General features: G+C 43.8%; 23 protein-coding genes and 1 riboswitch. Of the genes, 17 read left to right on the plus strand and 6 right to left on the minus strand.

The window, feature by feature from the left end:
- Positions 1-163: 163 nt before the first annotated feature.
- The gene (locus tag R2Q85_RS09600; RefSeq protein ID WP_316811554.1) at positions 164-2,620 is read left to right on the plus strand and encodes a TonB-dependent receptor; all 2,457 of its coding nucleotides are present in this window, start codon (positions 164-166) and stop codon (positions 2,618-2,620) included.
- Positions 2,621-2,671: 51 nt separating this feature from the next.
- Positions 2,672-3,973: a PepSY-associated TM helix domain-containing protein gene (locus tag R2Q85_RS09605; RefSeq protein ID WP_316811555.1), complete on the plus strand. Its 1,302-nt coding sequence runs from the start codon at positions 2,672-2,674 to the stop codon at positions 3,971-3,973.
- A 40-nt stretch (positions 3,974-4,013) separates the two neighbouring features.
- Here R2Q85_RS09605 and R2Q85_RS09610 read toward each other — a convergent pair whose 3' ends face one another.
- Both R2Q85_RS09610 and R2Q85_RS09615 read right to left on the minus strand, forming a co-directional pair.
- Positions 4,014-4,439, minus strand: coding sequence for a cytochrome c (locus R2Q85_RS09610; protein WP_316811556.1), 426 nt, complete (start codon positions 4,437-4,439; stop codon positions 4,014-4,016).
- Positions 4,440-4,442: 3 nt separating this feature from the next.
- Complete coding sequence (locus R2Q85_RS09615) at positions 4,443-5,096, minus strand: SCO family protein (protein ID WP_410478870.1); 654 nt, start codon at positions 5,094-5,096, stop codon at positions 4,443-4,445.
- Between the two features lie 105 nt (positions 5,097-5,201).
- Here R2Q85_RS09615 and R2Q85_RS09620 point away from each other — a divergent pair, with 105 nt between their 5' ends.
- The gene (locus R2Q85_RS09620; protein ID WP_316811557.1) at positions 5,202-6,542 is read left to right on the plus strand and encodes a sigma-54 dependent transcriptional regulator; all 1,341 of its coding nucleotides are present in this window, start codon (positions 5,202-5,204) and stop codon (positions 6,540-6,542) included.
- On the opposite strand, the gene R2Q85_RS09625 is transcribed toward R2Q85_RS09620, so the two are convergent.
- On the minus strand, positions 6,532-7,458 hold the full coding sequence (locus R2Q85_RS09625) for an alpha/beta hydrolase (RefSeq protein ID WP_316811558.1): 927 nt from the start codon (positions 7,456-7,458) through the stop codon (positions 6,532-6,534). The two genes, R2Q85_RS09620 and R2Q85_RS09625, sit on opposite strands and share 11 nt — an antisense overlap.
- Positions 7,459-7,587: 129 nt before the next feature.
- On the opposite strand from R2Q85_RS09625, the gene R2Q85_RS09630 reads away from it, so the two are divergent.
- From R2Q85_RS09630 to R2Q85_RS09675, 10 genes are all read left to right on the plus strand, one after another.
- Entirely contained in the window at positions 7,588-8,124 is a 537-nt protein-coding gene (locus R2Q85_RS09630; protein ID WP_316811559.1) for a pyridoxamine 5'-phosphate oxidase family protein, read from the plus strand.
- A 75-nt stretch (positions 8,125-8,199) separates the two neighbouring features.
- A riboswitch (cobalamin riboswitch) is annotated at positions 8,200-8,391 on the plus strand.
- A 164-nt stretch (positions 8,392-8,555) separates the two neighbouring features.
- Positions 8,556-10,874: a 5-methyltetrahydropteroyltriglutamate--homocysteine S-methyltransferase gene (gene metE, locus R2Q85_RS09635; RefSeq protein ID WP_316811560.1), complete on the plus strand. Its 2,319-nt coding sequence runs from the start codon at positions 8,556-8,558 to the stop codon at positions 10,872-10,874.
- 54 nt (positions 10,875-10,928) lie between these two features.
- Positions 10,929-11,930 carry a beta-ketoacyl-ACP synthase III gene (locus R2Q85_RS09640; RefSeq protein WP_316811561.1) on the plus strand — a complete coding sequence of 334 codons (1,002 nt, stop codon included), beginning with the start codon at positions 10,929-10,931 and terminating at the stop codon, positions 11,928-11,930.
- Positions 11,931-12,218: 288 nt separating this feature from the next.
- Positions 12,219-12,608 carry an acyl-CoA thioesterase gene (locus R2Q85_RS09645; RefSeq protein WP_316811562.1) on the plus strand — a complete coding sequence of 130 codons (390 nt, stop codon included), beginning with the start codon at positions 12,219-12,221 and terminating at the stop codon, positions 12,606-12,608.
- Between the two features lie 221 nt (positions 12,609-12,829).
- The gene (locus R2Q85_RS09650) at positions 12,830-13,615 is read left to right on the plus strand and encodes an alpha/beta hydrolase (protein ID WP_316811563.1); all 786 of its coding nucleotides are present in this window, start codon (positions 12,830-12,832) and stop codon (positions 13,613-13,615) included.
- A 72-nt stretch (positions 13,616-13,687) separates the two neighbouring features.
- A complete protein-coding gene (locus R2Q85_RS09655) occupies positions 13,688-14,059 on the plus strand; it encodes a hypothetical protein (protein ID WP_316811564.1) in 372 nt (123 codons plus the stop codon).
- 299 nt (positions 14,060-14,358) lie between these two features.
- Positions 14,359-16,665: a TonB-dependent receptor gene (locus R2Q85_RS09660; protein WP_316811565.1), complete on the plus strand. Its 2,307-nt coding sequence runs from the start codon at positions 14,359-14,361 to the stop codon at positions 16,663-16,665.
- 12 nt (positions 16,666-16,677) lie between these two features.
- On the plus strand, positions 16,678-17,967 hold the full coding sequence (locus R2Q85_RS09665; protein ID WP_316811566.1) for a sialidase family protein: 1,290 nt from the start codon (positions 16,678-16,680) through the stop codon (positions 17,965-17,967).
- Between the two features lie 18 nt (positions 17,968-17,985).
- Complete coding sequence (locus tag R2Q85_RS09670; RefSeq protein ID WP_316811567.1) at positions 17,986-18,417, plus strand: hypothetical protein; 432 nt, start codon at positions 17,986-17,988, stop codon at positions 18,415-18,417.
- Positions 18,417-19,058, plus strand: coding sequence for an SCO family protein (locus R2Q85_RS09675; protein WP_316811568.1), 642 nt, complete (start codon positions 18,417-18,419; stop codon positions 19,056-19,058). The genes R2Q85_RS09670 and R2Q85_RS09675 overlap by 1 nt, the downstream gene beginning before the upstream one ends.
- Positions 19,059-19,063: 5 nt before the next feature.
- On the opposite strand, the gene R2Q85_RS09680 is transcribed toward R2Q85_RS09675, so the two are convergent.
- Positions 19,064-20,845, minus strand: coding sequence for a hypothetical protein (locus R2Q85_RS09680; protein WP_316811569.1), 1,782 nt, complete (start codon positions 20,843-20,845; stop codon positions 19,064-19,066).
- 141 nt (positions 20,846-20,986) lie between these two features.
- On the opposite strand from R2Q85_RS09680, the gene R2Q85_RS09685 reads away from it, so the two are divergent.
- From R2Q85_RS09685 to hemN, 4 genes are all read left to right on the plus strand, one after another.
- Positions 20,987-22,171, plus strand: a complete 1,185-nt coding sequence (locus tag R2Q85_RS09685) for a PAS domain-containing sensor histidine kinase (RefSeq protein WP_316811801.1) — start codon at positions 20,987-20,989, stop codon at positions 22,169-22,171.
- Positions 22,172-23,230, plus strand: a complete 1,059-nt coding sequence (locus tag R2Q85_RS09690) for a response regulator (protein WP_316811570.1) — start codon at positions 22,172-22,174, stop codon at positions 23,228-23,230.
- A gap of 82 nt (positions 23,231-23,312) precedes the next feature.
- Positions 23,313-23,783 carry a lactate dehydrogenase gene (locus tag R2Q85_RS09695; protein ID WP_316811571.1) on the plus strand — a complete coding sequence of 157 codons (471 nt, stop codon included), beginning with the start codon at positions 23,313-23,315 and terminating at the stop codon, positions 23,781-23,783.
- Positions 23,780-25,144, plus strand: coding sequence for an oxygen-independent coproporphyrinogen III oxidase (gene hemN, locus R2Q85_RS09700; RefSeq protein WP_316811572.1), 1,365 nt, complete (start codon positions 23,780-23,782; stop codon positions 25,142-25,144). The genes R2Q85_RS09695 and hemN overlap by 4 nt, the downstream gene beginning before the upstream one ends.
- 32 nt (positions 25,145-25,176) lie before the next feature.
- Here the strand turns inward: hemN and R2Q85_RS09705 are convergent, their stop codons facing one another.
- A complete protein-coding gene (locus R2Q85_RS09705; protein WP_316811573.1) occupies positions 25,177-25,863 on the minus strand; it encodes a sulfite exporter TauE/SafE family protein in 687 nt (228 codons plus the stop codon).
- Positions 25,860-26,291, minus strand: a complete 432-nt coding sequence (locus tag R2Q85_RS09710; protein ID WP_316811574.1) for a FixH family protein — start codon at positions 26,289-26,291, stop codon at positions 25,860-25,862. Before R2Q85_RS09710 ends, R2Q85_RS09705 begins: the two co-directional genes overlap by 4 nt.

Below are 26,291 nucleotides of genomic sequence, written 5' to 3' on the forward strand. Positions count from 1 at the left end.
CTGGTTTGTTAATGGCAGAAAATGAATGGTAATGGCATTAACAAACCGGTAATTAAACCTTTGCAAACTAAGATTGTAATTATTTGGAATAATTATAAATAAGTGTTGCACTTTTGGCGGCATTTGCTTTACTTTGCGACTTAATTATAATAAGTCTAAATAAATGATAAGAAAATTACTGTATATCCTTGTTGCGTTATTCTTTGGGACAAACCTCTATGCCCAACAGTCCGGAACTGTTAAAGGGAGGATCACCACAGCCGACGGAAGCCTTGCGGGCTATGTTTCTGTTCAAATAAAAGGTACGGTTTACGGTGCCATAACCAATGAAGACGGTGAATATAACATCAAAAAGGTACCTGCCGGGGATTACACTATTGTGGTATCTGCCATAGGCCTTTATCCAAAAGAAAAACAGATAACAGTAGCCAAAGGTACTGTTGTTGCAGATTTCTCCCTTAAAGAAAATCTTTCCCAATTAGCTATGGTGAACATCTCGGGAGCCAGAAAAAAGTTTAAAGCAGATAAGGTTTCTCCCTCTTTACGTTTGCAGTCACCATTGATTGAGGTCCCACAGAACATCCGTATTGTGACTGGCGCTGTATTGGCAGACCAGCAGGTATTTGATATTGTAGATGGTGTAACCCGTAACGTTTCAGGTACCGTACGGACAGGTCACTGGGATGCACAATACGCGAATATCTCTACCCGCGGTACTTCAATCCCTGCCTTCAGGAACGGTATGAACTTAAAAACCCCCTGGGGCCCTTTGGCGGATGATGCTGCAACGATTGAGCGCATTGAGTTTATAAAAGGCCCTTCAGGTTTTATGATGGCCAATGGCGAACCTGGTGGTATCTATAACATCGTAACGAAAAAGCCTACTGGTGAAAACCGTAGTGCTGTTACATTTGCAGCGGGAGGCTTCGGCCTGGGGCGTGCAGCAATAGACCTGGATGGTAAATTGTCTAAAGACGGAAAACTATTGTACAGATTGAATGTGGCGGCACAAGCTAAAAATAGCTACAACAAATACAACTATACAGACAAATATGTCATTGCGCCAGTAATTAGCTATGAGATCGATAGCAATACCAAATTTACATTAGAGTATACGACACAGCATGTTGAAGCTTTGGCTTTAGGTACTTATGGATTTTCTCCTAAGGGTTATGGTGATACAGATCCCAGCTTCTTCCTGGGCGACCCATCTCTGGATCCGTCTAAGTTATCCGACCATAACGTAACACTTTATTTCAATCACCGTCTGGACAATACCTGGAAAATAAATGGGCAGATTGCTTACCTTAACTATGGATTAAAAGGCGGTTCTCCATGGCCGTCAACGATCGCTGCGAACGGCGATATGCGTCGCTACCTCAACATCAGTGAAGAACTGGCGATCAATAAGAATGCTCAGTTCAGCATAACAGGTGACGTAAAAACCGGTCAGGTTATCCACAGGTTAATGGGGGGGCTGGATATGGGCTTACTGAAAACATGGGGTGATTTCTCCAGTGTTACACATCCGGATCTGCAATTGGATAAAAATGCTACCTTCAATATTTATAATCCTATTTATGGCATTCCTACAGCGAATATCCCGGTGTTCGACCGCTCTAAAAGTATAAGGGTCCGTTCCGGAAGCAATACCTATGCAACTGAATTGGCTTATACTGGTGCTTATTTGCAGGACGAAGCCCGTTTCTTTGATGAAAAATTACGTTTAACTGGAGCTGTGAGATTTACTCATGCTGTAACTGTAGGAAAAACCAACAAGACTCAGGTTTCCGATAATGTATTTAGTCCAAGAGTGGGATTGAGCTATTCCATATTTAAAGATTTCTCTGCTTACACTTTATATGATCAAAGCTTCCTGCCAACGGCCGGGCAAACCTTTGAAGGTGAACCGTTCAAACCAATCAGAGGTAATAATATTGAATTTGGCCTGAAGAAAGATTTCTTTGATGGCAAATGGAATGCGACTACTGCAGTATATAAGATCACTAAAAAGAATGTGCTGACCCCTGATCCAAGAATCGGACTGGATGCAGTGGCTCCAGACGGAACAACAGTTAAGGTTCCTACCGGTACCAACGTTCAGTTGGGTGAACAGGAATTCAAAGGTTTTGAACTGGACATTACCGGCGAGATCTTCAGCGGATTGAATGTGATCCTGAACTATGCTTACACAGACGCCAGGACCACTAAAGACCTTAACCCAGATCCTGTTGCAAATCAAACTGGTGCGTATGTAGGGAATTCTGTTAGACACATCACCAACGGCTGGTTGTCTTATCGCCTTAGAAGGCCAGGATTTTTCCTGAACGGCTTTGGGCTGACCGGTGGGTATCAGCTGCACCTGGATCGTTTTTCCGGAAGAAGTGCGAGAACAGCAAACTTACCTGACTATATTCGTTTTGATGCCGGTGCATCCTACGAAAGAGGCAAGTTCTCCCTGTCAGTACTTGTTAATAACCTGCTTGACCGCAGGTTGCTTACCCAGGGCTCTTATACTGATTTAGGCACTAAGGCTACCGCTACTTCGGTTTCTTATTATACGTACATCTACGATATGCCAAGAAATGCAAGGGTGTCTTTAACCTATAGATTTAAATAGCAATCCTGATACCACAAAATAGGTAGTTTATCATCCAAACCAATTGAGACCATGATACCGGCAACTAAAAATACACCAGCAAAAAAGAAGCGTAAAGATTCGCTCTTTTCCCGCATTAACAAATGGCTCCATCTTTGGCTGGGGCTTGCTTCAGGCATCATTGTGTTCATTGTTTGTCTTACCGGTTGTATCTGGGTATTTAACGAAGAGATCAATGGCTTGCTGGAGCCTGAAACAAAGATGGAAAGACAAGATAAGCCCGTAATTACCCCAGGGCAATTATCAGCTATTGTTGCCCGTGATTATCCAGATAAACTACCGGCTTATGCCAATTACCAGCAGGGCCGGACCATCAATCTGAATCTAAGAGATAAGGTTGAAAAAAAGGAAAAAGGAGCGCGTGGTGGAAGAAGAGGTGGTGGAGTTACCCTTAAGATTAACCCTTATACCGGGGAAATCGTGAGCAAAGAGGTCCGGAAAAAAGATGAAACGGATTTCTTCAGGTTTATTTTAAACGGCCACCGTTTTTTATGGATGCCTTACGAAATAGGACGGCCGATTGTAAACTATGGTACCTTGGTTTTTGTGGTGCTCCTCATTACAGGACTGATCTGGTGGTATCCGAGAAAATGGAACAAATCTACAACAGATAAAAGTTTCAAAATTAAATGGGGCGCCTCATTTAAGCGTGTAAACCTCGATCTGCATAATGTCCTGGGCTTTTATTCACTACTATTTTTGCTGGCTATAGCACTAACCGGTATGGTTTATGGAATAAAGTGGTACAGTGAAGGCTTATATTGGGTAACTTCAGGTGGAGAACAACTGGCTGAATTTAAACGTCTGGAATCAGATTCTTTACAAACCGGGAAATTCTATACACCAGAAAAGGCTATGGACCTCGCCTGGAATAAGGTGATTACCAGGCATCCAAAATCACAGGGCTTTTATTATAATTTTCCTGATACCTCGAAAGCTAAAGCCACGATAGGGATCACCGTGTATCCAAATACCGGGCAATTTTATAACAGTAAAGGCTACACATTTGATCAGCATACGCTGGCAGAATTGAAAAGGGAAGATGTATATAGCCGCGATTATGAGACCGCCGGCTTCCCGACCAAATTGCGTAAAATGAATTATGATATTCATGTGGGCAGTATTTTAGGCTTTCCTGGAAAAGTACTGGCTTTCCTGGCTTCCCTGATCGGGGCAAGCTTACCAATTACTGGTTTTCTGGTTTGGTATGGCCGGAAATTTAAAAAGAAGAAAAAGCAAGCATCGGGCTCAAGCGGGCCTGCGGTAAAGACCGGGATAAAAAAAGAAGCTGAAGCTGTTGCTTTAGTAGAGTAGGAATATGGCGATAGCAACGTAGCCGGATTGCGCTGGAAAGCTAGAACTTACAGTTTTTAAGATCACCTGCCACCTGTTCTGTAGTATACATACCCTGATTGTTACCAAATGAATTCGTAATGTAAACCATTACCTGCGCAATATCGATATCATATAACTCCGGAAAGGCAGGCATGGTACCTTCATATTCCTGTCCGTTTACTGTAATGGGCGATTTAATGCCATTTTTGACAAAGCAGGCCAGTTTTTGTTTGTTTTCCTTTAAAAAGACAGTATCGGTAAGCGGCGGGGTCAGTGTGCCAAGACCTTCACCCTTACTGCCATGGCAGTTCTGGCAATGTTTGATGTAGAGGTCGCGGCCGTTAACATAATAAACATCCTGTTTAACCTGGGCTGCATTCTGACAAGAATAAATAATTGTTGCTAATACACATGAAAAGACGGTAGCGATCAGGTATTTACGCATGGCTTACTGCTTATCTTCTGCCAGTAAAACAGGAATATCCTTCATCAGTTGCGCTACTTGCCTGGTATCTGTACCGTCGTAAGCACCACGTATACGTTTCTGTTTGTCTATTAATACCAGCCATCCCTGGTGTATGTACCCATCTTTTTGAGTGGAATCTTCAATAACAGCTACCAGATAATCTTTTTCTGCAATTTTATAAACACTGTCTTTGCTGCCGTAAACAAACTGCCATCTGCCATCATCTACTCCTAGTTTTTGGGCATATTTCTTTAATACCGCCGGTTTGTCGTATTTGAAATCAATGGTATGTGACAGATACATTACATCCGGATTGTCTTTGTATTGATCAAAGATCGCTTTCATGTTGCGGTGCATGGTAGGGCAGATGCTGGTACAGGAAGTAAAAAAGAAATCGGCAATATAAATTTTGTCCTTGAATTTATCATTGGTAATGGTCACCGAATCCTGGTTTAAAAAACTGAAAGCAGGAATGGTTTTGTATACCGTATCGGTGCTGCTGCTGCCATCAGTATTTTTAACCGTTTCTGCAGATCTTGGTCCGAGTATCGGAAGCCTTTTATTATCCTGGCAGGCAGAAAGGAGTAAAACGGCAAATAAAAAAGAAGAGGGAATAAAAAACTTTGACTTCATCATAGACTCTTGTTGGAAGGTATGCAAAGGTATTAAAACTTTGTGGAAGATGATATTTATCATCATGGTTGTCTCTAATAATTGCTAATATTGTTGAAATTATCAGCTATGCAGTACACGGTTCTAATTATAGATGACGAAAAGAAGATCTGCAGCCTTTTGGCGCGTATTATCGAACTGGAGGGTTTTAAGGTTTTTCAGGCGGGTACCGGAAAGGAAGGCCTGAAAATTTTGGCAAACCAGGACGTATACGTAGTGATCAGCGACGTGAAGCTGCCCGATATAAATGGTGTTGAGCTGGTTAAGGAGATTAAAAAAGTAAAACCTTATGCTGAGGTGATTAACCTGACGGCTTTTGGTACGATAGCCGATGGTGTGATGGCGATGCGGAACGGTGCGTTTGATTACATTACCAAGGGGGATGATAACGATAAGATCATTCCATTGGTGTACAAAGCCCTGGATAAGGCAAAGCTCCAATACCGGGTCAATGAACTGGAAAATAAGGTGGTCAGAAAATATAGTTTTGAGGGCATACTGGGGCAATCGAAAGCCATTGCCTCGGCTGTAACATTGGCCCGAAAAGTGGCTGCGACAGATACTACTGTGCTGCTGCTGGGCGAAACGGGGACGGGCAAGGAAGTATTTGCACAGGCCATACATTATGAGAGCCCCAGGAAACTGAAACCTTTTCTGGCCTTAAATTGTAGTGGCTTTAATCCTGAGCTGCTGGAAAGTGAATTGTTTGGTCACAAACTGGGTGCCTTTACAGGAGCTGTTAAGGATAAAAAGGGGCTGCTGGAAGAAGCCAATGAAGGCACCCTGTTTTTAGATGAGATAGGAGAAATGCACCTGGAACTGCAGGCAAAACTATTGCGGGTATTGGAAAATCAGACTTTCATCAAGGTTGGAGATACCCAGACCACAAAAGTAAACGTTCGGATTATCGCAGCTACCAACAGGGATTTGAAAGCCGAAGCTGAGGCCGGCAGGTTCAGGCTGGATCTTTATTACCGGCTTTCTGTCTTTTATATCGAGCTGCCCTCCTTGTCGCAACGCAAAGGGGATATTTTACTGCTTGCCAGACACTATTTAAAGGAGTTTGCCAATAAGGTGAACAAAGCTGATTTTAAGATGGAAGATGCTTTTGAGGCCTTGTTACTGAAACATTCCTGGAAGGGTAACATCAGGGAGTTGAAAAATGTGATGGAGCGGGTGGTGATCCTGTCGGATGGGCAGCAGTTGAATGCAAGCCTGCTGCCTTATGAATTTCATGAACCTGCTCAAACGACAGCAACTGACCTGATGAAAATGGAAAGCATCGAGAAACAGCACATCATTAAAGTGCTGAAACATACGCAGGGCAATAAAACCGAAACTGCAAAACTGCTTGGAATAGGACTGACCACGCTATACAGAAAGATAGACGAATTAAAAATCATTCTTTAATCCCAATGATCTTCATTTCGGTTAGCCAGGCAAAGCATTGATCCATCCATTTGTCGGTTCTGCTGGCATTGTTCATGCCGAATCCATGTCCGCCTGTTGCGTAAACATGCATTTCGGCTTTAATCCCGTTCTTTTTTAAGGCTTCGTAATACTGAACGGTGTTCTGCACCGGTACTACTTTGTCATCGCTGCAATGTATTAAAAAGGCTGGTGGCGTATTTTTGTTCACCTGCAGTTCATTGGAATATTGCCTTGTCTTTTCAACACCTGCATCTTCACCGATCAATGCTTTTTTAGAACCTTTGTGCAAAATGCTGTCCTGGAAACTAATTACCGGGTAGATCAGTAAGGAGAAATCGGGACGTAAATTGGTGTGGTTTGGATTCTCTATCACCACATTTGTATACTGTGTGGAGGCTGTTGAGGCCAAATGTCCACCGGCAGAAAACCCCATGATGCCCACTTTGTTCGTATCGATGTTCCAGTCATTGAACCGTTCTCTGACCATTTTTATGGCTTGTTCAGCGTCCTGCAGGGGCCCTATAGTCCTGTCTTTCATGATCAGGTCGCTTGGCAAACGGTATTTTAGTACAAAAGCAGCAATGCCCTTTTTGTTGAGTGCTTTTGCTACCTCCGTGCCTTCATTATTGATCACCAGGTAGGAGTAGCCTCCTCCCGGACAAATGACAACAGCAGGCGTTTTAATATTGCTTTTTTCTGGCAGGAAAACAGTAATGCCGGGTTCTGTTACGTTCCTGGTAAGCAAACGGCCGTTTTTTGTACTATCTGTTTTTTCCCTGATTTCGGCGGCAATAGAATTTGGAACTTTTTTATACAATTTGATGATATCCTGAGCTTGTAATTTCGGCTGGGATGCAATGGCAATGAGGAGCAGTGTGGTCAGTAGCTGTTTCATAATTCAAGTTTACCAAAGCTACAGAATTTTATTTTTATGTACTACATAAAGTTTTATTGTAAAATAGTCAGAACATTTAGACCATACAAATGTTAGCATAGGAGTTTAAAAATACTAAATTCTATTACTATGAACAGCATCAATCAAAATCAACCTGAAGATACCACTGAAAACCTACGCCAGGAAGAGGCATTAAAGAAAATCAAGACACTTATCGGACAATCAGAAACCTGTTTTTTTTGTACCGAAGCTGCCACCGGGCCTTCTAAAGGCGTCAGGCCGATGACCATCCAGGAAGTGGATGATGAAGGTAACTTATGGATATTGAGTGCGAACGACAGTCATGTAAATGCAGAGATTGCCCTCGATTCCAGAGTGAAGTTATATTTTCAAGGATCAAAACATTCCGATTATCTTTATTTAACGGCCGAAGCTACCATTCACGAGGATAAGGACAAGATCAAAGCACTCTGGACGCCCTTTTTAAAAGTATGGTTTACCGAAGGGGAAAACGATCCCCGCATCTCCTTATTAAAAATTGTGCCCTCGATGGGATATTACTGGGACAACAAACACGGTAACCTGGTGGCCGGTGTGAAAATGATGATCGGCGCCGCAATCGGCAAAACGCTGGACGATTCCGTAGAAGGGCAGATCAGGGTATAAGATCGTAAAATCAGATCCGTGTATCAGAATAGTTTTTTTTAAGTTACCTTTGCGGGGATAAGTTCTTTAATTATTTCTTCATCAACCGGTAATGGTTTTACTTAATTGTAGATTAATAGGGAATCGTGTGCAAATCACGAACTGTCGCGCAACTGTAAGTAACACAAAGAGTTTTTACCCTTAGGATATCCACTTTTCCTTAAAGGAATGGGAAGGATGGTAAAAATGTTACAAGTCAGGAGACCTGCCTTTATCGAATTGACAATGCTTTCGCGGTATGAAGCAGGGGTTAGGTTTGATGCATTTTGCGTACATACATGTTCAGGCGTGCCTGTGGCTATGCATTTCTATTTTTCTCTTCTTATCGCAACAGCATTGAGATTTCAGCAAAGAGCTTTTAATAGATTTTTTCATCATTAAAAAGCAAGAAAATGCTAACAAACAATCTGGGCTACCCGCGAATTGGTAGCAAAAGAGAACTCAAAAAAGCCTGCGAGCAATATTGGTCAGGCAATGCTGATCTGCAAAGTCTGGTACAAACCGGCAGGGACATCCGCAAGCACAACTGGGAGTTGCAAAAGGCAGCAGGGATCGATCTTGTCCCCTCCAATGATTTTTCCTTCTATGACCAGGTACTGGACCATTCCCTTACCGTTGGTGCCATTCCTAAGCGTTACCATGAAGTGATCTTAAACAAAGGAAATTCAGAACTTGACCTTTATTTTGCCATGGCCAGGGGATATCAGAAAGATGGGCTGGACATTACCGCAATGGAGATGACCAAATGGTTTGATACCAATTATCATTACATTGTGCCTGAGTTTTTAAAAGATCAGCAATTTAAGTTGTTTTCTACCAAGATCTTAGATGAATACAACGAGAGCAAGCGCCTTGGAGTTAAAACAAAGCCCGTTTTGATAGGGCCTGTTTCTTATTTATTACTGGGCAAGGAAAAGGAAGCTGGTTTTGACAGGATAGACCTGGTTAAAAGTTTGCTGCCCGTATACATAGATATCCTTAAAAAACTGGAAGAACAGCATGTAGAATGGGTACAGTTCGATGAGCCCTTTCTGGCCATGGACTTAACAGCAAAAGATAAGGCCGCTTTTAAATATGTGTATGGGGAAATAAAAAAGCATTTTCCGGGATTAAAAACCTTACTGACTACTTATTTCGGCGCTTTACAGGACAATAAAGACCTGACGCTGTCTTTACCTGTGAACGCCTTACACATTGATCTGGTACGTAGTCCGGAACAATTAGCAGCGATTTTGGCTGGCATTCCTGCGCATATGACCTTGTCATTAGGGTTGGTTGACGGCCGTAACATCTGGAAGAATGATTTTGACGCTGCTTTGTCTTTAATCAAAACCGCCCTTGATAAATTAGGCGCAGACAAACTGATGGTTGCGCCCTCTTGCTCCTTAATCCATTCGCCCTGCGACCTGGATATGGAAACCAATGAAGCCGTTTTAAGTGTAGATATTAAACAATGGTTATCGTTTGCGCGGCAAAAGATTGATGAAGTGGTTGTTTTAAAACAGCTGGCGCTTAACGAAGAAACTGCAGTGCCGGATTTAAAAGCCAACCAATCGGCCAATGCGCTTAGAAGAACATCTGCTTTGATCCATAATGAGGCTGTAAAACAACGTGTAGCAGCAATTTCGGTTAAAGATGACCAGCGGGGAAAACCTTTTGCCAGCCGCCAGGAACTACAGCATGAGGCCCTGAACCTTCCGTTGTTTCCGACCACTACTATAGGTTCTTTCCCGCAAACGCCGGAAGTGCGCAGCTGGAGGGCGAAATATAAAAAAGGTGATTTAAGCCTTGCTGAATATGATGCGCTGATCGAAAAGGAAACTGAAGAAACGATCCGTTTTCAGGAAGATGCGGGCATTGATGTACTGGTACATGGTGAATTTGAGCGCAACGACATGGTCGAGTACTTTGGCGAACAGCTGGCCGGTTTTACCTTTACCAAAAATGGCTGGGTACAAAGCTATGGCAGCCGTTGTGTAAAACCACCTGTAATTTACGGCGATGTTTACCGCCCTGAGCCTATGACGGTAAAGTGGTCTGCCTATGCGCAGTCTCTCAGTAAAAAATGGGTAAAAGGGATGTTAACAGGCCCCGTAACTATATTGCAATGGTCCTTTGTGCGCAACGACCAGCCCCGTTCAGTAACCTGCAACCAGATTGCTTTTGCCATCAGGGATGAGGTGGCCGACCTGGAAAAGGCAGGGATCAGGATCATCCAGATTGATGAACCTGCCATACGTGAAGGCTTACCTTTGCGCAAGGCCGATTGGCAGGAATACCTGCAATGGGCTGTTAAGGCCTTTCGCATTTCGGCAAGTGGGGTAAAAGATGACACCCAGATCCATACACACATGTGCTATTCGGAGTTTAACGACATCATTGGGCACATTGCAGCCATGGATGCTGATGTGATCACCATAGAATGCTCACGATCGCAAATGGAACTACTGGATGCTTTTGCCGATTTTAAATATCCAAATGAAATAGGGCCAGGGGTTTACGACATTCATTCGCCCCGTGTACCTGCAAAAGAAGAAATGGTACTGCTGCTGGAAAAGGCCAGGACTGTTATTCCGGCAGCACAACTTTGGGTAAATCCTGACTGCGGTTTAAAGACCAGGCACTGGGAAGAAACAAAAAAAGCACTGGTAGAAATGGTAGCTGCTGCAAAAGTACTGCGGGAATCTGTAGAAGAAGCTGTAACTTTGTAAAAAAAGAAGGCAGGTTTTTGCGCCTGCCTCTTTTACAGAATTACGTACGCACAAATGAGAATAAGGAAAAATGCGGTAATTACCGCGGTTGGAGGTTATGTTCCAGATACGGTTTTAAGTAACCATGACCTCGAAAAAATGGTGGATACCAATAATGAATGGATTATTGCCAGAACAGGGATAAAGGAGAGAAGGATTGTAAATGACCCGGAAATTGCTACTTCAGACATGGCAACTTATGCGCTTAAAAGACTGATGGAAGAAGGCAATGTAGCACCTGATGAGATTGATTGCGTGATCGTATCTACTTCAACACCAGATTATGTAATGGTAAGTACAGGGAGCATGGTATGCGAAAAAGCAGGACTTAAAAATGCCTGGGGTATTGACACCAATGCTGCTTGCAGTGGTTTTTTGTACGCGCTGACCCTGGGGGCCAGCATGATCGAAAGCGGACGCTGTAAAAAAGTAGTGGTTATTGGTGCTGATAAAAATAGCGCCATTGTTAATTATACAGACCGCAACACCTGTATCCTGTTTGGTGATGGTGCCGGTGCAGTGTTGTTGGAGCAAACGGAAGAACCTGTTGGTTTAATGGATAGTTTTTTCAGAACTGATGGTTCGGGTAAAGAAAACCTGATCGTAACAGCAGGTGGTTCTAAGTTCCCGGCTTCGCAGCAAACGCTTGATGAACAGCTGCATTACGTGCGTCAGGATGGTCGTGTGGTATTTAAAGCTGCCATCCAGGGAATGACAGATACCTGCAATGAAGTGTTAAAATCCAATGACCTGGTCAGCTCACAGATAGATTACCTGATCCCACACCAGGCCAATTTGAGGATCATCCAGTCTGTAGGGGAGTACCTGGGTTTATCTGCAGAACAGGTAAAAGTAAATATTGACCGTTATGGAAATACAACAGCTGCAACCATTCCTTTGTGTTTATGGGATTTTAAAGACGATTTTAAATACGGTGATAAAATGATATTGACTGCATTTGGTGCAGGTTTCTCCTGGGGCGCAACTTATTTGAAGTGGGGAAAACTGAGAAATTAACTTTCTCTTCTGAGGCTGCATAATTTTAGTTTTTTCTTTGAAAAAACTAAAAAGACGCCAGGCCTCTTCAGAGAAAGTTAATTTCTATTCATTACAACATGGCATGAGCATTCCTTTTTTATTGATAGCGTGAGCCATTCTGTGATTATTGTATAACAGGGTGTATTTTTTGTTTATTGCTAGGTGGTGTGTTTTCTTGTTTATTGCTAGGTTGTTTGTTTCCTGTGTATGCGCTGTGGATGGATTCCTTTTGCCAGGTAATAGCTGATATCCGTAAATTTAGTTTAAATGACAATAGAAGATAAAATACAGGCATCGGAAACCCGGATTTTTAAGGCGGTATTTCCCAATACTACCAATCATTATGATACCTTATTCGGTGGTACCGCTATGCACATGATGGATGAAGTGGCTTTTATTACCGCTACCCGTTTTAGCAGACAGCGCATGGTTACCGTAAGTAGCGACAGGATTGATTTTAACAGACCCATCCCGGCAGGAACCATTGTTGAACTGATCGGAAGGGTAAGTCATATTGGTAACACCAGCTTAAAAGTAAGGGTAGAGATCTACATCGAACAGATGTATACGGAAGAAAGAGAAAAAGCGGTAACCGGAGAATTTTCATTTGTAGCCATAGATGAAAACAAGAAGCCGGTTCCGGTTTTTAAAGGCTGAGATCTGCGCATTTCCGGATGATGGTTATAGCCGCTCTATTATACATGGAGCGGCTTTTTTGTGGAAATTTTTATTGAAGCAATTTTTAGTAAATATTTGAAAATTAATTGGATGATTATTTCATAAGGGTTAATTGTTTTGTATATTTATCCTGTTAATTACCTGTTGAATAGGTTTTTGATGGTATTTATTGCAAATTAAGAATAGGGAACAATATCGTTATGAGAAAAATCACGTCCAAAAATATTGTGTTTGTTACGGGTGCATTTGTAACCAATGCCTGTTGGGATGAATGGAGTGCTTATTTCGAGATCAATGGCTATAAAACCATAGCCCCGGCCTGGCCTTTTAAGGATGGCTCGGCCGCCGAACTGCGGCACAGACAGCCTGAAGATACCGGTCTGGCTGCTTTAACCTTGCCGGAATTGATAGATTATTATGCCGGTATTGTAAGCAGCATGGCAGAGAAACCCATCGTTATCGGACATTCCTTAGGCGGCCTGATTACCCAGGTTCTTGTAAACCGCGATCTTGCGGATGCAGGGGTAGCCATACATTCTGTGCCAACACTTGGTGTATTCCCTTATGAGTACTCCTTTCTGAAAGCCGGCTGGAAGTCTCTTGGCTTATTTACCTCACTTAAAAAAACATACTTAATGTCATTTAAAGACTGGCAATATGCATTTGTAAATGAAATGTCACTGGAGGAACAAAATACCGCCTATCAGAAATTTACCATTCCCGAATCCAAGAGAGTAGCCAGAGGTGGGCTTACGACAGCTGCAAGAGTGGATTATAAAAAGGAGCACGCACCGCTTTTATTCACTTCCGGTGGTATAGACAACATCATACCTGCGCATCTAAATTACCGCAATTATAAAAAATACGCAAAAAATAATTCCGTTCTGGCTTACAGAGAGTTTCCCGGACGTAACCACTTTGTTTTAGGGCAGTCCGGGTGGAAGAACAATGCAGAACATATCTTAAACTGGTTAAAAACAACCTGAAATATTTCATTTTTATTTTAAATCTTTTGCTTTTATAAGGAATCTCATTGATGATGCTTACATTTGCAGCAAATGCTGTTGAAACCACTTTCCATATTGCTTTTATTCAGTTTGCTAACGGCAAATTGCAGCAATTTGTTTGTCTACCTGGGTTTTGAAGTCAACCAGAATTACATTGCCAAAGAACTTTGCATCAACCGGGATAAACCGGAAATGAATTGTAATGGTAAGTGCTATTTAATGAAAAAACTAAAGCAGGCAGAAGAAAAGGAACAGAAACAGGAACGTCAGTCGCAGAAAGTCCAGATACAGGATGCGCTGGTTACACAGAAACTGGTTTGTGTTTCGCCGGTCAGGCATCTTAAACCTTCAAGGGCAGTAGAAATCCCTTTTGCTTTGCCAAGACACTCTTCTGCGATATTTCACCCGCCACAGGAAAATTGACCGTTCTCTTCTGAGGCTGCATAATTTTAGTTTTTTCTGAGGAAAAAACTAAAAAGACGCTATGCCTCTTCTGAGAAGGTAAATTTTCAATTCAGTAACATGGCAGGTGTGATAGGGGTTTACTTTTTTGGGTATTTTTAGGTGTATTTTTTTTTGTTTTTGTATACATGACCCATGCCCTACCATATTGATTTGTTGTGTTTCTGGTTACCAATAATTTAATTTTCCTGGAATTATTATTTATCCCCATGCATTTCTTTTTTTCAGAATGCAATGGTATGGATATATCAATTTGATCAATGAACTTATTTAAATATTATATTTTATGTATAGGGCCATTGCTGTTCTTTTCAGCAGCCAATGCCCAGAACCTGCCTGTTAAAGGCCATATTTACGATTCCCAGACCCGTCAGCCGCTTGCTGGGGTAGTACTGATTAATGCAGATAACCAACAGCTTAGAAGATCTGATACCAGGGGTTATTTTGAAATCGCTGCTGTACAGCCCGATGGTTGGGTTAAAGCGGTGCTGCCGGGATATAAAACGCAGCGCATCAAAATCAATACTGCCGAAACTGAGCTTAATGTACAATTGGAAGCCGACGGGCTCAGCCTGAATGAAGTCCGGATTGCCGGTTATAATGGCAATAAAACCAATAAGGAAAGCCCGGGAGCTGTTGCCCTGATCACCGCAAAAGACATCAATCGCGGAAGTGCCCTGTCGTTACAGCCCGCGTTAAATGCGATTCCTGGTGTGCGGATGGATCAGAGTACACTTTCAGAGGCCAGGATCTCTATCCGTGGCAATGGTGTCCGTGCAGCTTATGGCATCCGTAGTGTAAAGATCTATGTGAATGAAATCCCGGTTACTGAGGCCGACGGTACCACAAGGATTGAAGCACTGGATGTGAACAGTATTGGTCGTGCCGAAGTAATTAAGGGCCCTGCATCCAGTATTTATGGAGCAGGTACGGCCGGGGTCATCAACTTTCAACTGCAACGCGCTCCTTACCAGGAGCAAAGCATGGAAGTAGCGGGCTTAGCTGGTTCCTATGGTTTGCAGCGTTTGGCCGCCACCTACCGCAGTGGTGGAGACAAACTAAACAGCTATGTGTCTTACGGCTGGCAGGAATATGAAGGCTACCGGAAACACAGCAAGGACATGCGCAGGTTTCTTACCGGAAACTTTCAGCTTTTTCCGGGTAACAAACGCATCATCACGCTGATGCTGAACAGGACAACCCAGCATTCGCAGATTCCCGGATCATTAACCGCCGGTCAGGTAGTTGCCGATCCGGTGCAGGCCAATGCCACAAACCTGGATAAACAGGCCGGCAGATACCAGACATGGACACGCATTGGCTTAGGACAACAGTACCGTTTCAACGATCAGTTTTCAAATTCCAGTAGTGTGTTTACCTATTTCTACGACCTGGACCATCCACTTCCATATGCTTACATCAGGAATTTTTACCAGAGCTATGGGGGAAGGACCCGCTTTGCCTATGATCCGGGATTTGCCATTTTACCTACCCGCTTTACCTTGGGGGCAGAGTTTAATGAAGGGCTCACCAAAGGTAACCAATACGTAAACAACCAGGGTAAAGAGGGGGTAATCAATGCAAATATTGATTACCAGAACAGTCAATATTCCTTGTTCTACCAGTCGGAAACCACTCTGGGGCCACAAACTTCTTTAACCCTGGGACTAAGCTATAACAGTATGCGTTATGAGGTGCGTGACTATTTAAAACAGCAGCAAAGCGGGATTAAAAAGTTTGATCCCCAGGCTACACCCCGGATTGCACTCAGCCATACATTCGGCGAGGCATTGAGTTTGCACGCGAGTGTGAGTTCTGGTTTTTCTCCGCCATCCAGTTCAGAGATCAAGCAAGTTGATGGTACGATCAATCCGGTTTTACAAGCTGAAAAGGCCCTCAACTATGAGCTGAATGCCAAGGGGAATTTGCTGCAGTCCAGGCTGGCGTATGACCTGGCCCTGTTTAAAATGGATATGAAAGGAGAACTGATCGCGCAATCCGTACAGCAAGGCATTACCGTTTACAACAATGCCGGAAAAACAAGCCACAATGGTGTGGAACTCGCCTTATCTTACCAGTTGTTAAAAGCTGATGATGCACGTGAAATAATCAGCCTGCGGCCTTTTGCAGCAATAACTTATGCTGATTTTAAGTTTAAAGATTACAAAACGCTTGATGCACAGGGGGTGGTTACCGCAACCTATGACCACAATGAGCTAACCGGCATTGCACCATGGGTAATCAATGCAGGTGTAGATCTGGAAACCAAAACAGGCATTTACTTTTACGGGAATTACTTTTATAGTGATCGTTTGCCTTTAAATGATGCCAATTCGGCCTACAACCCAGCATACCAGGTGTTAAATGCAAAAATAGGCTATAAAAAGCAGCTGGTTAAATTCCTGGAGGTAAATGTATATGCAGGCCTGGACAACATCGGGAATAAAAGCTACAGTTCTATAGTATCTTTAAACGCAGTTGGATATGGCGGAGCAGAACCTGCCTACTTTAATCCCTCCCCAAAAAGAAATGCCTATGGCGGCCTGCACCTTAAATACTTACTATAACAATCCGTAATAATGAAGAAAATAACATATATCGTATTCACTTTTTTGGCAGGCCTGGCTGCCTGTAACAAGAAAGCCGGACCAGCGCTGCCACAGGTTTTAAATACCGGAAGCAACGAAGCTGTTGCGCCATATTTTACCAGGGACAGCAAGCAAAACCCAGTGCTTTGCTGGACTGAAAAAGACCGTGCAGATTCCACTTACCGTTTAAAATATGCCGTATATAATGCCGGGACCAGGCAGTTCGATAGTCCCATTACTGTTCCCGCTTCGGCGGGATGCAGTAACGCTGCTGAAAGTATGGCTAAGGTGGCATTTAAAGCAGACGGAACGGTGCTGGCCATTTTCGCCCGGCGTTTTCCAAACGAAAAGAACCCTTATGCAGGTGCCATATACTACAGCATTTCGGCAGATCATGGCTTAAACTGGTCTGATGCACGCTTTTTACATACGGATACGGCGCATACTTATGGACGTAGTTTCTTCGATGTGGCCAGGTTAAAAGATGGAGAACTTGGCGCCATTTGGCTCGATGGACGTTATGGTAAAAATATCAGAGGCTCAGCATTGTTTTTTGCGCGTACCACAGCAGGTAAAGGTTTTGCAACAGATACCTGCATTGCTAAAGGAACCTGCGAATGTTGCCGTACTGCCATTTTCTCTGACGATTCCGGCAATATCCACCTGGCTTACAGGAACATTAACTTTCCATCTGCACTTTCAGCTAAGCAAGTGCGGGATATGGCCTATCAGCTGTCTTCAGATCATGGTAAAACCTTCAGCGTGCCCAGCACCATCAGCCATGACAACTGGGAAATAACCGGCTGTCCGCATTCCGGACCTTCAGTCGCAGTAACCAAAGCTGGCGTCCAGGCCGTATGGTTTACCGCCGGGGGAGGTGCCGGTTTGTACCATACTGCTTCAGCTGGTTTAGGTGGTGATTTTCGCCAGCGTAACCTGATCACTGCGTCCGGCCGGCATCCCCAGCTGATTTCCCTGAAAAATGATCAACTGCTGATGGTTTGTGAAGAAGCGGTAAGTGCAGCCATGGAAAAACCGATGGAGATGAACCATTCGCACAGTGAAATGAAAATGAGCCATACGGCAGCCGGCACAGCAAAAATTATGTTGACCAGGTTACCTGCCGGCCCTAACCAAAAAAACATCGAGGTAACTGATGGTACAGCCGCCGATAACCATGCCGTTTTAACTTCAGTTGGCGACGATGTACTGATCGCATGGGTCAGGGAAGAAAAATCCGGCTCAAAAATATATTATAGCAGGATAGCATTAACAGAATAACGAACAAAATAAAAACAGATGAAAACGTCAATTGGAATTTTGCTGATCAGTATTATAGCAGCCTGCAAGCCAGGTGTGGATTATAAAACCGTCCGTGATGAGGTGATGAAGTTTCACGATATCGTGATGGCCGACCAGGGGGTAGTTGTAAATAACCAGATGAAACTGGATACTTTATTAAAAGATATGAAAGACCTGAAAACCAGGTTTCCGGCAATAGATACCGGGAAAGAAAAGGAAACCATAAACGCCCTGATGGCGGATCTTACCAAAGCGGAAAATAGCATGAACGACTGGATGCACAAATTTGAACCCGATGTCAGCGGCAAATCAAATGAAGCTGCGGTCCAGTATTTTAAAGCAGAAATGGCAAAAATTGTGGCCGTAGACAGCCTCTATAAGCAAGAAATCAAATCTTCAGGTGCTTACCTCCATAAATTCGGAAAATAATGAGAACAATCCTATTTGGCGGATTACTGCTGGCCTTATGCGGGAGCAGCTGTAAGGACAAGCCCAAACGCCTGCCATTTCTACAAATGGAGGTCAATGAAAAACAGCTGGACGGCAAAACGGTTAGCGATACCGTTTTCAGGACCATACCGGCATTTAAACTGTGGAACCAGGACAGTGTAGCGGTAACAGAGCAGGATTTTGACGGGCACATTTACGTAGCCGATTTTTTCTTTACCTCTTGTCCAACCATTTGCCCTACGATGCACCGTAACTTATTAAAGGTCTATCAAAAGTATCTGGGTAACCCCGAAGTTAAGCTGGCTTCACATACCATTGATGTGAAATATGATACCCCGTCAAGGTTAAAAGCGTATGCTGCAAAACTTGGTATACAGGGTACGCAGTGGGAATACCTGTGGGGTAGCCGGGATGAGATCTATGCCCTGGCCGAGCGCAATTACCTGGTTTCGGCCCAGGCAGATAAAAATGCCCCTGGTGGTTTTATACACCAGGGATACCTGGTACTGGTTGATAAAGAAAAACGCATCCGGGGTGCTTATGACGGTACGCAGGATAAAGATGTAGCCCAGCTGATGCAGGACATGGATGTACTGCTGGCCGAGTATCCCCAAAAATAAATGCCTTATACTTTGCAGGTCTCCAGCTGCTGCTCGGCCAGCAGCAGCTGATTGTAGACGTCATTTATAGAAATGCTGGTCTCTTGTTTAAGTACTGGCAGCAATTGTTTATAATAGGCAATACCCTGCTGCAGCTGTTCCTTAAATTTGCCAAAGTATTTTGTTTTCTTCGTACTCAGGCCGGCCACTTGCAGGGACAGGTCTTTTCTTAAATAATCAATATAGAGGTTCAATTCATTGATGAACAGGTTTGGACGGTTTACTGAAGCCAGCAAATTTGTTTGTCCGTAAATGTGCTGCACCATCTCTTTCAAACTGTATTTTCCAGAAAAATAGGCCAGGTTGGGGCCCGGGCAAATGCTCACTGCTTTCTGCTCCTTCGGTTTTAACATCCCGTTCTTTAAGTAAACAGATGCACATAAGCCTTCACAAAGACAAATTTTTTCTGTTATCGCATCAAATTGCAACTGGTAAGCTGCTTCAGGTAAATCCTGTCTTTGCAGTTCTTTGAGTTTTGCATGCTGGTATTCCCTCGAAGCCGTGCAAATGGGCAATGCGGTAAACTCTGTATTCGAACACAGAAATTTCTTGGTGCAGGGGCTTCCGGGCCTGCCTTTTGCAATGCGTTCCAGTCGCTGCTGTTCCATGCTGTTTTTTCTAAAACTGTTAAAAAGCACGCCCAAAGGCGAGGAATTGCTTAGGTAAAAGTCGCTTTGCTCCGCATGTACCAGGTCAGTGAGGGTATCATCATCCACATTTGTTGCTTCAGGTACCAATAAAAAGGGGCTTCCCCAGCCGGCAGCATCCAGCTGATAATAATTGAGCAAAAAACGGTGTTCTTCAGCAGTTCCGATTCCACCCTGTGCGGTAATCCGCTGCAGAGGTTTACAGGCCGCAGTTCTATTTTTTGCAGCCAGGGCAGCAGTGTACATCGCATACAACTCTTCCATCAATAACCCGCGTTTCTCCTTAAATTCTTCCAGTATCGGCCCCAGTAAAAAACCTTCTGTGGCAAAAGCATGCCCCCCGCAGTTCAGTCCTGACTCTACCCGGAACTCAGTTACCCAAAGACCTTTTTTTGCCAGCATCTTTGCCTGGACCATGGCTGAACGAAAGTCGCTGACCTTCAGGATGATCTGCTTATTTAGATTGCCCGAAGGATCAGGATAAAAATCAGCACATTGCTCCATATAACTATACAATCTTGGATTCAGACCAGCAGAAATGATCACGGCAGCCCGAAGCCTGCTGTTGGCAAAACCACGCATTGCAGCCAGGGCATCCGTATAATCGTCTCCCAGGTACTCATCATGGCTGTTGTAATTGGCTTTATCTACCTTCGACATGATGTTTACATCAATTGAGCCTGGTTTCATTTTAGGCCTTAAGACCGAAAGTGCAATTTTCTTCGACCCCCTGTCGTTTATTTTCAGCATCTCCTGATATTCCAGCTTTAAAGCAGAATCCTCGGGTAATAGTTCGAAGTATTTATGGAAATCTGCTCCCGGCTCAGCGTTTTCATTGAGCAGGGTTTCAAATTGCCGGCTTACCAGTTGATCCAGCAGGTTCAGGTAGGCCGTTATTCTTAAAGCCCTGCTATCGGCAGTTTTTTTATCGATTGGCACATAATCTTCATGGTGTGCCAATGCATGAAACTTGCGCATGCGTTCTGTCAGCTCATCATCTACTATAGAAACAACTGAGGAAATCCCGTATCTGGCTACTTTTAATGGGGTGTCGATAGAATAGCCCAGGCCAAGAACAGGAATATGAAAGGTATGGTACATGGAATTCACATAAGGTTTAGTTTACAAAATAGCGTACTATTTTCAGGTTAAAACATGACGGCCGTCACTTTTAAATATGACTGAGGTGATAAATCAGAGACCGGCAAAATTTATATATTTGTGAAACACGAAACCCAGGTTATGGAGCAAGTCCGATTATTAGAAGCCATCATTGAAACCGCAATAGATGGGATCATTACCATCGATAACAGAGGGCGTATCGAAAGCCTGAATCCTGCGGCACTTGCCCTTTTTGGCTATAGCCTGGAAGAAGTAAAGGGCAGAAATATCAATATGCTGATGCCCGAGCCCGATAAAAGCGGACATGATGGTTACCTGCACCGCTACCAGACCACCCGGGAAAAAAGGATCATCGGAAAAGGACGGGAAGTCAGGGGCTTAAGAAAAAACGGGAGCACTTTTCCTTTTCGCCTGGCAGTAAGTGAAGTGCAATATGACGATCGCATCATCTACACCGGTTTTATACATGACCTTTCTAAAGAGAAAGAAGCCGAAGAACGCCTGCGGGAATATGCTGCCGAGCTGGAAGAACTGGTAGAAGAACGTACCAAATCTTTGAGAAAAACAGTACGTGCCTTAAGTGAGGCGAAAGAGGAAGTGAGTTTGTCGCTGGAAAAAGAAAAGGAACTCAACCAGATGAAAAGCAGGTTTGTTTCTATGGCTTCGCATGAGTTCAGAACACCGCTCAGCTCGGTGCAGCTTTCTTCTTCACTCATAGAAAAATATGCCCAGCCCTATAACAATAAAAATATCACCAAACATGTTGGTAAAATAAAAAACGCTGTAGGAAATCTGACTACGATCCTAAACGATTTTTTATCACTGGAGCGCCTGGAAGCAGGTATTGTTGAACCGGCCTTTGTTGCTTTTGACCTGGTGAAGCTGTCTGAAGAAGTCACAGAGGAAATGCAGATGATCGCGAAACAGGAACAGCACATCATTTACCAGCATACCGGACTGGAAAGTGTGGTTAACCTGGATCAGAACCTGATCAGGAACTGTATGATCAACCTGATCTCCAATTCCATCAAATACTCAGGCGAACATACCTTCATAGAATTTAATACCGAGATCAGTGACCAGCAGTGCATTATTACCATAAAAGACAATGGGATAGGCATTCCCGAATCTGATCAGAAATATCTGTTTCAGCCCTTTTTCAGGGCAAACAATACCGGTAATATTCCTGGTACCGGTCTCGGCCTGAACATTGTGCTCCGTTATGCTACACTCATGAACGGAACGCTACATTTCGAAAGTGTAATCAATAAGGAAACGACCTTTAAACTTTCTTTTAACAAATAGATGAAGAGAACAAGCATACTGATCATAGAGGATAACGAAGACATTAGAGAAAGTACTGCAGAGATACTTGAACTGGCTAATTATGAGGTGATACAGGCTCAGAACGGACGAGTGGGGGTTGAACTGGCAACCAGACATTTTCCAGACCTGATCCTTTGTGATATCATGATGCCCGAGCTGGACGGTTACGGTGTTTTATACCTGTTAAATAAAAACCCCAAAACAGCCGCAACCCCTTTTATTTTTTTAACCGCGAAAGCGGAACGGATTGACATGCGCAAAGGCATGGAAATGGGCGCGGATGATTACCTGACCAAGCCTTTTGATGATGTAGAGCTGTTGAACGCCATTGAAAGCAGGTTGAGTAAAAAAGAGAAACAGGAATTATTTTACAGCCAGTCCTTAGACAAACTCAGTCACCTGTTGGGTTCCACATCTGGCATGACCGAACTTCACAAGATGATCGCCGACCGTAAAGTGCGGAATGTGAAAAAGAAACAGGTCATCTATTATGAAGGTGATGCAGTTCAGGGCATCTACCTGGTATTGACCGGGAAAGTGAAAACCATTAAACTAAGTGAAGATGGCCGGGAACTGCTTACCGGCTTATATGCTGCCGAAGCGTATTTTGGTATTCCGGCGCTGTTAAGCCATGAACCCTATGCGGAAACTGCGGAGGCATTGGAAGACACCACAATATGCCTGTTGCCAAAAGAAATGGTGGACGAACTGCTGAACAAATATCCTGATGTAGCAAAGGAATTTATCCGGATCCTTTCCAATAACCTGCTCAGCAAGGAAGAACAGTTGATACAGCTGGCTTACCACTCAGTAAGGAAACGCATGGCAGAAGTACTGCTGCGGTTGTACAGACCAGAGAAAGAAGGAACTGCTTTAAACTTGAAGATCTCCAGGGATAACCTGGCATCCATGGCCGGTATGGCTACAGAAACCGTAAGCCGGATATTAAGTGATTTCAGGGATGAAGGAATTATAGAAAAGAAGGGGAGCCAGATCATCATCATAGATGAATCAAAACTGCGCAATATGAAAAACTGATCAATATCACATTTCTGTCTGACTAAACTCATTCTTTGGGGCCTGCCGAACTGTTAATTTTGATGATCAATAATCATTATGCATGAAAGTAGTAGCCTACAGTATCAGGTCATTCGAAAAAGAACCCCTGGCAATTGCCAATCATAAAAAGCATGAGATCACGCTGATCTCTAATGTACTTAGTGCTGATACGGTAAGCTATGCAGCAGGAAAGGAAGCGGTGATTGTATTTGAAGACGATGATGTGTCGGCAGATGTCATCCGCAAACTGGCCGGTCTCGGTGTCAGGTACATTGCAACACGATCTGTTTCTACAGCACATATTGACCAGAATGCGGCAGCAGAAAATGGCATACGGATCGCAAGCGTACCAGCCATGGCGCTGGGTAAACTCAGTGCTTCCGATTTGTCTATGGCACTCGCAGAGGAGACTATCTCGAATCTCGATAAATGGCAGCAAAAACGTTGCCTGGGCGAGGCCTGCGTTTGTTCGAAAGCCTGCGATAAGGTAACTCAAACCTATTCAGCTCACCCTAGCGCGCCTGTTAAATGAACACTACGGATCTTAAACAAAAGTACCATATCGCTGCACCCCGTTATACCAGTTATCCTACAGTACCTTACTGGAATGACGCTGATTTTAAGGTAACGGAATGGATGCGTGCTGTGGTACATTCATTTGAGGACAGCAATGCCAGTGAAGGCATCAGCTTGTATATTCACCTGCCATTTTGCGAAAGCCTGTGCACCTATTGTGGCTGTAATACCAGGATCACTAAAAATCATGGAGTAGAAAAACCTTATATTGATACCCTGCTTAAAGAATGGAAACTTTATTTAAGCCTGTTTACCAGTAAACCGGTCATCCGGGAATTACATCTTGGCGGTGGTACACCTACTTTTTTTGACCCTGAGAATCTGGAATTGCTGATCAGCGGCATATTAAAAGAGGCTGTTGTGCATAAAGATGCTGCATTCAGTTTTGAAGCACATCCCGCGAATACAACAGCTGCACATCTGATCAGCTTAAATAAGTTAGGTTTCAGCCGCTTAAGTCTGGGTATCCAGGATTTTGATCCAAGGGTACAGTTGATCATCAATAGGGTGCAAACCGTAGCGCAGGTTGCAGAAGTTTCTGCTCTGGCCCGTCAAAATGGCTATCATTCCATAAATTACGACCTCATCTACGGCTTGCCACATCAAACTTTTTCCGGCCTTGCCGATACCATAGCTGAAGTATTGAAACTCAAACCAGACCGTATTGCTTTTTACAGTTATGCCCATGTGCCCTGGGTTAAGCCCGGACAATGCCGCTATACAGAAAATGATCTCCCTTCAGCAGCATCCAAAGAAAAATTGTACAAACTGGGCAGGAAATTACTGAAAGAAGCCGGCTATATAGAAATCGGTATGGATCATTTTACCTTATCTACCGATAGCCTTTACCAGGCAGAAAAGCGAGGAACCCTGCACCGCAATTTTATGGGCTATACGGACCAGTACAGCAGGTTGATGATTGGTTTGGGAGTATCCGCTATCAGTGACAGCTGGAATGCTTTCGCCCAAAATGTAAAAACCCTTGAAACCTATACTGAAATGGTAAACCAGGGTGAATTTCCGGTGTTCAAGGGGCATATTTTAACGGAAACGGATCTGTTGATCCGTAAACATATTTTGAATATCATGTGCCGTGGATATACTTCGTGGACCTTAGCAGAAGAGAAAAACGAAGCCCTGGCTGAAGGACTGATGAGAATGCGCTGGCTCGCTCAGGACGGGTTGGTGTATTTATCAGCCGGTGAAATGCGTGTCACCGGGTTTGGTAAACGTTTCCTGAGAAATATTTGTATGATGCTGGATGCCCGGTTGTGGGACAAACAACCTGAAAAGCAGGTATTCAGTATGGCAGATTAATGCTCACAGGTCGGTCGTAAGACCGACCTGTTTTATTTACAGTCCGTTATGCCCTGCTGCATGGCCGGCGGGCTCAGGTAGGGGATATCCAATGCCAGCCCCCTCAGGATGAACCACAGTCCTATCCCGAGCATCAGGTAAGGCACCGCGCTGTTGATTCTTCTCCTCCAGATTATGCCGCTGAACCCCAAGCCTAAGGTAGCTGTAAACATTAAGGGCAGTGTGCCCAGTCCAAACCAGAACATATAGCTTACTGCATTCTGCAAACCATTGGTATTTAATGCGCCGGCAAGTGCCAGGTAAACAAAACCACAAGGTAAAAAGCCATTGATATAACCGATAATCAGATGATTTGCCTTGTGCTTTAGAGCGTAATTAAAAACCCTGTTAAAAGGACCAAGCATAAATGAAGATCGTTTTTTGATCACGCTAAATTTAAATAACCTGGAACAGGCGGCCATTACAATCAGTGCCCCGCTTAAAATGCTGATACCCTGCTGCAGACCGGCCAGCCAGATCTGCTGCCCGATAAGGCCAATAACTACACCCAATGTGCAATAGGCTGCAACCCTTCCAAGCTGGTAAAGTAATTTATCTGCTACCAGGAATAACCAGCCCTGCTTTAAAGAAGGAACCGCAAAAGCCAAAGGCCCGCACATGCCTATGCAATGCAGGCTGCCCAGTAAGCCAATCATGAAGGCCAGTTTTTCTGTACTCATTTTATCACGATCTCCTGTTCATATAAATATGCTTTTCCACCGCTTACCCAGGACAATATGATTCGCCATTGTCCCTTTGCCAGTTTATCCAGCGGAAATTTTACCTGGTTGGCCGGATCCGTTTTCAGTGCTGCTTTTTGATCCATCCGCTGGTCCGCATTCCGTACCAGTTTGACCTCACCTTCGGCTGCTGCCCTGAAGGTTATCACCAGTTCAGTTGCGGAAACACTGATGTCCGGCGCTGCATCATCGGTTTTTACCTGCTCCTTGCGGTTATAGTCCTGATCATAATCCAGGCCCTTTTCATAATAATCCTTATCTACCAGCGCGTCATTTTTGCTGTTAAACATCAGTACCCCCAGAACTACAATAAAGCTCATAAAGCAAAGCATACCGGTCATTAATTTTGTTCCCCAGTTCCATTTCAT

It is taken from the genome of Pedobacter heparinus, assembly GCF_032678725.1.
In the GTDB taxonomy this organism is placed as follows: Bacteria; Bacteroidota; Bacteroidia; order Sphingobacteriales; family Sphingobacteriaceae; genus Pedobacter; species Pedobacter heparinus_A.

What these genes read in the sequence shown, in the direction of transcription:
- R2Q85_RS09600 (WP_316811554.1), top strand. Translation starts at nt 164, where the DNA reads ATGATAAGAAAATTACTGTATATCCTTGTTGCGTTATTCTTTGGGACA.
- R2Q85_RS09605 (WP_316811555.1), top strand. Translation starts at nt 2,672, where the DNA reads ATGATACCGGCAACTAAAAATACACCAGCAAAAAAGAAGCGTAAAGAT.
- R2Q85_RS09610 (WP_316811556.1), bottom strand. Translation starts at nt 4,439, where the DNA reads ATGCGTAAATACCTGATCGCTACCGTCTTTTCATGTGTATTAGCAACA.
- R2Q85_RS09615 (WP_410478870.1), bottom strand. Translation starts at nt 5,096, where the DNA reads ATGATGAAGTCAAAGTTTTTTATTCCCTCTTCTTTTTTATTTGCCGTT.
- R2Q85_RS09620 (WP_316811557.1), top strand. Translation starts at nt 5,202, where the DNA reads ATGCAGTACACGGTTCTAATTATAGATGACGAAAAGAAGATCTGCAGC.
- R2Q85_RS09625 (WP_316811558.1), bottom strand. Translation starts at nt 7,458, where the DNA reads ATGAAACAGCTACTGACCACACTGCTCCTCATTGCCATTGCATCCCAG.
- R2Q85_RS09630 (WP_316811559.1), top strand. Translation starts at nt 7,588, where the DNA reads ATGAACAGCATCAATCAAAATCAACCTGAAGATACCACTGAAAACCTA.
- metE (WP_316811560.1), top strand. Translation starts at nt 8,556, where the DNA reads ATGCTAACAAACAATCTGGGCTACCCGCGAATTGGTAGCAAAAGAGAA.
- R2Q85_RS09640 (WP_316811561.1), top strand. Translation starts at nt 10,929, where the DNA reads ATGAGAATAAGGAAAAATGCGGTAATTACCGCGGTTGGAGGTTATGTT.
- R2Q85_RS09645 (WP_316811562.1), top strand. Translation starts at nt 12,219, where the DNA reads ATGACAATAGAAGATAAAATACAGGCATCGGAAACCCGGATTTTTAAG.
- R2Q85_RS09650 (WP_316811563.1), top strand. Translation starts at nt 12,830, where the DNA reads ATGAGAAAAATCACGTCCAAAAATATTGTGTTTGTTACGGGTGCATTT.
- R2Q85_RS09655 (WP_316811564.1), top strand. Translation starts at nt 13,688, where the DNA reads ATGCTGTTGAAACCACTTTCCATATTGCTTTTATTCAGTTTGCTAACG.
- R2Q85_RS09660 (WP_316811565.1), top strand. Translation starts at nt 14,359, where the DNA reads ATGAACTTATTTAAATATTATATTTTATGTATAGGGCCATTGCTGTTC.
- R2Q85_RS09665 (WP_316811566.1), top strand. Translation starts at nt 16,678, where the DNA reads ATGAAGAAAATAACATATATCGTATTCACTTTTTTGGCAGGCCTGGCT.
- R2Q85_RS09670 (WP_316811567.1), top strand. Translation starts at nt 17,986, where the DNA reads ATGAAAACGTCAATTGGAATTTTGCTGATCAGTATTATAGCAGCCTGC.
- R2Q85_RS09675 (WP_316811568.1), top strand. Translation starts at nt 18,417, where the DNA reads ATGAGAACAATCCTATTTGGCGGATTACTGCTGGCCTTATGCGGGAGC.
- R2Q85_RS09680 (WP_316811569.1), bottom strand. Translation starts at nt 20,845, where the DNA reads ATGTACCATACCTTTCATATTCCTGTTCTTGGCCTGGGCTATTCTATC.
- R2Q85_RS09685 (WP_316811801.1), top strand. Translation starts at nt 20,987, where the DNA reads ATGGAGCAAGTCCGATTATTAGAAGCCATCATTGAAACCGCAATAGAT.
- R2Q85_RS09690 (WP_316811570.1), top strand. Translation starts at nt 22,172, where the DNA reads ATGAAGAGAACAAGCATACTGATCATAGAGGATAACGAAGACATTAGA.
- R2Q85_RS09695 (WP_316811571.1), top strand. Translation starts at nt 23,313, where the DNA reads ATGAAAGTAGTAGCCTACAGTATCAGGTCATTCGAAAAAGAACCCCTG.
- hemN (WP_316811572.1), top strand. Translation starts at nt 23,780, where the DNA reads ATGAACACTACGGATCTTAAACAAAAGTACCATATCGCTGCACCCCGT.
- R2Q85_RS09705 (WP_316811573.1), bottom strand. Translation starts at nt 25,863, where the DNA reads ATGAGTACAGAAAAACTGGCCTTCATGATTGGCTTACTGGGCAGCCTG.
- R2Q85_RS09710 (WP_316811574.1), bottom strand. Translation starts at nt 26,291, where the DNA reads ATGAAATGGAACTGGGGAACAAAATTAATGACCGGTATGCTTTGCTTT.